This window comes from Streptomyces sp. NPDC005483, from assembly GCF_040606035.1.
GTDB lineage: Bacteria > Actinomycetota > Actinomycetes > Streptomycetales > Streptomycetaceae > Streptomyces.
The window spans coordinates 1-5,643 of the sequence record NZ_JBEXEA010000093.1; the positions used below are offsets into that span (position 1 = coordinate 1).

3 protein-coding genes are annotated in these 5,643 nt (G+C 68.4%); 2 read left to right on the forward strand and 1 reads right to left on the reverse strand.

Features of this window, described 5'->3' with window-relative positions; all coding sequences use genetic code 11:
- Window positions 1-634: 634 nt before the first annotated feature.
- Window positions 635-3,022 carry a Helicase associated domain protein gene (locus ABZT06_RS50090; protein ID WP_355756517.1) on the forward strand — a complete coding sequence of 796 codons (2,388 nt, stop codon included), beginning with the start codon at window positions 635-637 and terminating at the stop codon, window positions 3,020-3,022.
- 96 nt (window positions 3,023-3,118) lie between these two features.
- Here the strand turns inward: ABZT06_RS50090 and ABZT06_RS50095 are convergent, their stop codons facing one another.
- On the reverse strand, window positions 3,119-3,313 hold the full coding sequence (locus ABZT06_RS50095; protein WP_355756520.1) for a hypothetical protein: 195 nt from the start codon (window positions 3,311-3,313) through the stop codon (window positions 3,119-3,121).
- 174 nt (window positions 3,314-3,487) lie between these two features.
- Here ABZT06_RS50095 and ABZT06_RS50100 point away from each other — a divergent pair, with 174 nt between their 5' ends.
- Window positions 3,488-5,596, forward strand: a complete 2,109-nt coding sequence (locus tag ABZT06_RS50100) for a helix-turn-helix domain-containing protein (protein WP_355756523.1) — start codon at window positions 3,488-3,490, stop codon at window positions 5,594-5,596.
- Window positions 5,597-5,643 lie beyond the last annotated feature (47 nt).

The following is a 5,643-nucleotide window of genomic DNA, read 5'->3' on the forward strand; positions in this document are numbered from 1 at the left end:
GCTTACAAGCTCCCCGCCGTGGAGAAGATCACCCGTCTGGTCGAGGTGGAGTGGAACGTGGACCCGCGGAGCGGGATATGCAGCGCTGGCGCGCTGCATAGGGAACGGCTCCGCTGACGCTCCGCCAGATTCCCCCGCAAGCGGGGGAATCGAATTCCGCAAGCGGAATTCTGAGTGCGTCAATTCGCGCAAGCGCGAATTGACAGAATCCCGCAAGCGGGATTCTCGGCGCTGGCAGTAAGGGGTGGGGTGCATCATGCCTCGGCCTGTGTAGGGCTTGGGATTCCCAGCCACCACTCCTGCAACGGATGTGACGGACCATCGGCCTGACGAGGTGCCGGCCTGGTTGTAGTGACGGGTTCCGCTGCGCTCCACCCTGAACCCCTCCCCCACCGTCTACCTGTCCCGGCATGTTCACCTATCGCCCTGTCAGCATAGAGGACAGTTGACTGTTCGTGGGTGCGATTGAGTCACTGTGCCACCCTCGGCTGTGAAGTAGTCTACAGGTGATGCATCACGAGCCTTGACTGTGTAGAGTCTGGGATCAGATGCTACACCCCTACCGCCGCGCACCTTGCGCCTGAATTCTATTTGCTATTACGCTCCGCATTCCGCGAAAAGGAGAACCCGGGGCATGGCCGTGAAGCTGCGTGATCACCAGGTCGAGGCCGTTGCCGCCATTGTGCGGGGTCTTGATGTTCCGCCGGGCGGTATTCCCTGGAATGGCCTTCGCGGGCAGGTGCACGCGGCGTGTGGCACGGGGAAGACCATCATGGCTGCCGCGTCGGCGAGGCGGCTTGTGCCCAGGGGGCGTGTGCTCGTGTTGGTGCCGACGCTGGATCTGCTGGCGCAGACGGTGAGAGCGTGGCACGAGGCCGGGCACAAGGGGCCGGCGGTGGCGGTGTGTTCGCTCCAGGACGATCCGGAGCTGTGGTCGTTGAAGGTGCGCTCCACGACGAATCCGATCCAGTTGGCGCTGTGGCACGGGCAGGGGCCGGTGACCATCTACGCGACGTACGCCAGCTTGGGTGTCCTGGCGGAGGCGTTCGAGGGCGTCTACGGGCAGAAGCTTGATCCAGTAGACCTCGCGGTGGTTGATGAGGCCCATAGGACAAGTGGCTCGATGGGTAAGGCGTGGGCGGGCATCCATGACCAGAGCGTCATCCCGGCGTTGCGGCGGTTGTATCTGACGGCGACACCGCGGATCTGGGAGGAGCGGCTGAACCGCGAGGTCGCGGAGGGGGTGCGGGATCCACTGCCGCGGGAGATGGCAGCCTCCATGGACGACGAGAAGGTCTTCGGGCCCGTCCTCTACAAGCTCTCGCTCGCCTCGGCCGTCTCCCGGGGCCTGCTGGCGCGGTACCAGATCATCGTCCTGGAACTGAAGGACCCCGTCGTCACTCCCGAGCGGCTGATGGGCGAGGAGCGGCACAGCGAGGAAGTGCGCGGGCAGCGCCTCGGAGCCCTGCAGGCCGCGTTGCTGCACACGATGGCGCAGCACGACCTGTCGACGTGCATCACCTTCCACCACCGCACCATCGAGGCACAGGCCTATGCGGAAGGTCTGGAGCGCGTCGCGGCGAAGCTGCACGCCGACCAGCCCGAGACCTACCCCAAGCGGATCTGGGCCAACTGGCTGTGCGGCGAACACCTCCCCGAACGTCGACGGGAGGTCCTCGGCTCGTTCGGCAGCACGGCGCAGCGGGCCGTGCTCTCGAACTGCCGGGTCCTGGGCGAGGGCGTCGACATCCGCGCCGTGGATTCAGTTGCCCTCCTGGACCCCAAGGGCGCGCCGCACGACATCGTCCAAGCCATCGGCCGGGCACTCCGACAAAAGCCCGGAGAAGGCAAACTCGCCTCCCTGATCGTGCCCGTCTTCCTCCAGCCCGGAGAGCAGCCCGAGGACATGTTCACCTCCGGCTCTTACCGGCCCCTGGTGAAAGTCCTGGAAGGGCTGCGGGCTCATGATGAAGAAGCCGTCGAGCTGCTCGCCATTCCACAGGAGCCGCAGAAAGACGCCGCGCAGCCGTCCGTGAACATCGGCTCTGCGCCCGAGGAAGGCGAAGACGAATCCCGCCTCCTGCTCCGCTTTGCCGCCCCCCGGGATCCGGTGATGGTCGCGGACTGGGTCTCCTTCAACGTGATCGACACCGAGCGGCAGGACTGGGCCCGCGCCTGGGCGAAGCTGAAGGCGTACGTCGAGCGGGTCGGGAACGCCCGCGTGCCCTACGGACACCGCGAAGGCGCAACACCGCTCGGGCAATGGGTGGCAGAGCAGCGACGGGCGTACGGGGCCGGGGAGATGAGCGGCCTGCGTGCCCGCCGACTCGAGCAGCTCGGCATGGTCTGGTCGGTGACGGATGAACGCTTCCAGGAAAACCTCGAAGCCGCCAAGGCCTACTACGACCAGCACTGGACCCTCTGCGCACCCCGCACCGCCACCGCGCTGGACAAGCCGGTCGGGCAGTGGCTCTCGAACCTGCGCCGCCCCGGCGCCCTCGACGGACACCCCGAGTGGAAGACGGCACTGGAAGCCGTCGACGAGGACTGGAACCCCTCGTGGCTGCCGGAATGGCAGCGGCACTACGCGGCACTCCGTGAGCTCCTGGCCGACGAAGAGGGCCAAGCCGGTGAGACCGAGGTACTGCCCGGGCTCACCGTCCACGGCATGGACATCGGCAAATGGCTGGCCAAACAGCGCAAGCCCGAGGTCTGGCAGGCCCTGACCGACGCGCAACGCCAACGTCTGGAGCAACTCGGCATCACACCTCCGGCCCCAGAGGCGGAGGCACCCACGAAACCGTCCACCACGCCCCTGGGGGCCTTCGAGCGCGGCATGGCGGCCCTCGCGCAGTACAAGGCCCGAGAGGGGCACGTGACCGTGCCACGGGGGCACGTAGAGCAGTTGGAGGACGGCACCGAAGTCCGCCTCGGAGTATGGCGCAGCAACATGCGCAGCAGGCGAGACTCGCTGCCCGATGCACGGCGCCAGCTGCTCACGGACCTCGGCCTGTTCGGCTGAAGGGTCGGGCCAGTGGCTGGTCGACGCGCTGTGCGGGGGCCTTCAGGCGCTGCCGAACGGGATCCGGCTGGTGTGCTCTACCTCGTCCCGCATTGCTCAGGAGACCGGCTCGGGAACTTCCCCCGGCCTGACGGGCACGATCTCGACGCGGGTACAGCCCACGGCCTTGAGTTCGGTACGGCGACGCTTCGCCGACCGTTTGTCGTACCTGCCGGCCGACGCCTGCGGGGCGCCGTCCGGGTCGGTCCACAGCAGGCCGTAGTGCTGCATCACGCTCGTCATGGAGATCATCACTTCCCCTGCCCGATGAACGTAAGCGCACCGCGCGAAGCGCACCGCGCGAAGCGCACCGTGGACCAAGCTCACCGCACTGGACGCGCTGGGGTTGGAATGAGCCTCAGGGCTAAGGAATGGGATAAGTTTGTGGTTAAGCGATATTGGATCCTGAGGTGAAGGTGGCTGGGCATGGCATCTGAGGAAGAGCTGTTCGCGTCCGTCGACGCTCTGCTGAACGAGGAGCCGCATCTGCCGCCTCCGGCGGAGCGTGCCCGGCTGCGGGAGGCCGCCGGAATCACCCAGGCCCGCCTCGCCACCGCGCTGAAGACCACGACCCAGTCGGTGAAGAACTGGGAGAACGGCCGAAGCGAGCCGAAGTCGCCGCGCCTGGACGCCTACCAGCGGCTGCTGAACGGGTGGGCGGCGAAGTACCCCGCCCCCGGCGCAGCCCCGACAGCCTCGGTTGCCGCGACGGCGCCCACGGCATCTACCGAACCGGCCGCGTCCAGGGGGCAGACGGCAGACGCCCCGCAGACTCCCGCCGTCCCGGCAACGGGGCCGGCGCGTCCCGCCGCCCGGCCGGCCGCGGCATCACGCCGTCCGGCCCCGAAGAAGGCGGCGCAGCCCGCAGCCGATCCACGGTTCCCGCACGGCCCGCTCGCCGTGCTGGACGGCGACGGCTGCGCGTACGGCGTCGGTGGGATCGTGCTGGACTGCCCGGCGACAAGCGTGGTGGAGCTAGTGGAGTGGACGCTTGGCGAGTCCGGGCTCGGTGCGCCGCGTCTGCACCGCAACGGCAAGGACAGCGACCCGCTGATCGTGCTCACCGCCGCGGCCGCCGTAAAACTCGGACTCCCCGAGCGCCTGGAAGGCCACGAACAGCGCCGCTCCCTGCGCCTTCCCGAGGATCACCCGGTGGTCAAGCAGGTGGTGAAAGCGAAATGGCGGCTCACCCAGCGCGGGTTCGGCCCCTGGGCAAGGATCTACCGCAAGGTCCAGGGGCACGAACGGCAGTGCGTGCAGCTGGCGATCCTGTCCTGGGACGCCCTCGATGAGCGGTCATGGCCCAGCGTTACGCAGATGGAGCCGGCCGACATCGCCCGCGTCCTCGGCACCTACGCCCAGCGGGTCATCACCCCGCGCGGCTCCACGGCCGTGTCCGGGCTGGAGCTGATGACCGCGCTGCGCCCGCCCACCCGCGCGGTGCAGGACCCGCAGACGGGGAACTGGGTACCCGGCCACAACCCCGGCTCGCTCGGAACAGAGCCAATGGACCCGGCACCGCCGGAGGCCACCCCCGAACACCCCGTCGTCGTCGACAGCGGCTGGAGCGGCGGGTTCCTGAACGAGGAGGCGTACCAGTGGGTGCGCGATGTCAGCCTGCTGAGCGATGAGGAGTGCACGCTGCCCTACGCGGTCGGCCTCGACCTGAACACCGCCTTCCTCGCCGCCGCGGCCCGCCTGGTCGTCGGCCTGTCCGCTCCCGACCACTTCCACAACCCGGTGTTCAACCCGAAAATCCCCGGCTCCTGGCTGGTCGACCTGTCCCACGTCGAGGTGGACCCGCGCCTGCCCTCGCCCTTCACCCCGGACGGCACCCGGCCGACAGGTCCGGCCTGGTACCAGACGTATACCGTCGCCTACGCCCAAGAGCTCGGCTTCAACGTCACCCCGATCGAGGCCTACCTGCGCCGTGAGACCGGTGCCTACCTGGACCCGTGGCACGACCGATTGAAGACCGCCTACGTCGACACCCTCGCCGACCTCGGCGTCACCAAGGACCTGTCGGACGTGGAGTTCCTGGCGGCGATGGAGCGCCACAAGGACGCCGACCCGGCTATGGCCGCCGTACTCGCTGCCATCAAGGCCACCGTCAAGGGCGGCATCGGCAAGCTCCGCGAACGCCCCCAGGGCAGGAAGTACAAGGAGGGCGAGCGGTGGCCGGCCCTCCAGCGGCCGACCTGGCGCCCCGACATCCGCGCCGCCGTCATTTCCAAGGCGCGCGTCAACATGCACCGCAAGCTGCGCAACATGGCCACCATGACCGGCCTGTACCCGCTCGCCGTACTCTCCGACTGCGTCGTCTACCCCAGCCCGGGCGACAGCCCGCTCGACTTCCTCCCCTACGCCACCTCCGGCAAGCCCCAGCCCGGAGCCTTCCGCCTCGGACCCACACCAGGCCTCGCCAAACTCGAAGGCGTCCAGACCATGCTGTGGGCCGTCGACCTCATGGAACAAGGCCACAACCCCGCCCGCCACATCAAAGGCGGCGACGCCGTCCACGACGAAGGCGAGTGAGCAGGTGGCTAACGACGCCGGCAGCGTCCGGTCACTGCGGGCCTGCG

Bases quoted from the DNA above. Each gene is read 5' to 3' on its own strand.
- ABZT06_RS50090 (WP_355756517.1), top strand. From the start codon at position 635: ATGGCCGTGAAGCTGCGTGATCACCAGGTCGAGGCCGTTGCCGCCATT.
- ABZT06_RS50100 (WP_355756523.1), top strand. From the start codon at position 3,488: ATGGCATCTGAGGAAGAGCTGTTCGCGTCCGTCGACGCTCTGCTGAAC.
- ABZT06_RS50095 (WP_355756520.1), bottom strand. From the start codon at position 3,313: ATGATCTCCATGACGAGCGTGATGCAGCACTACGGCCTGCTGTGGACC.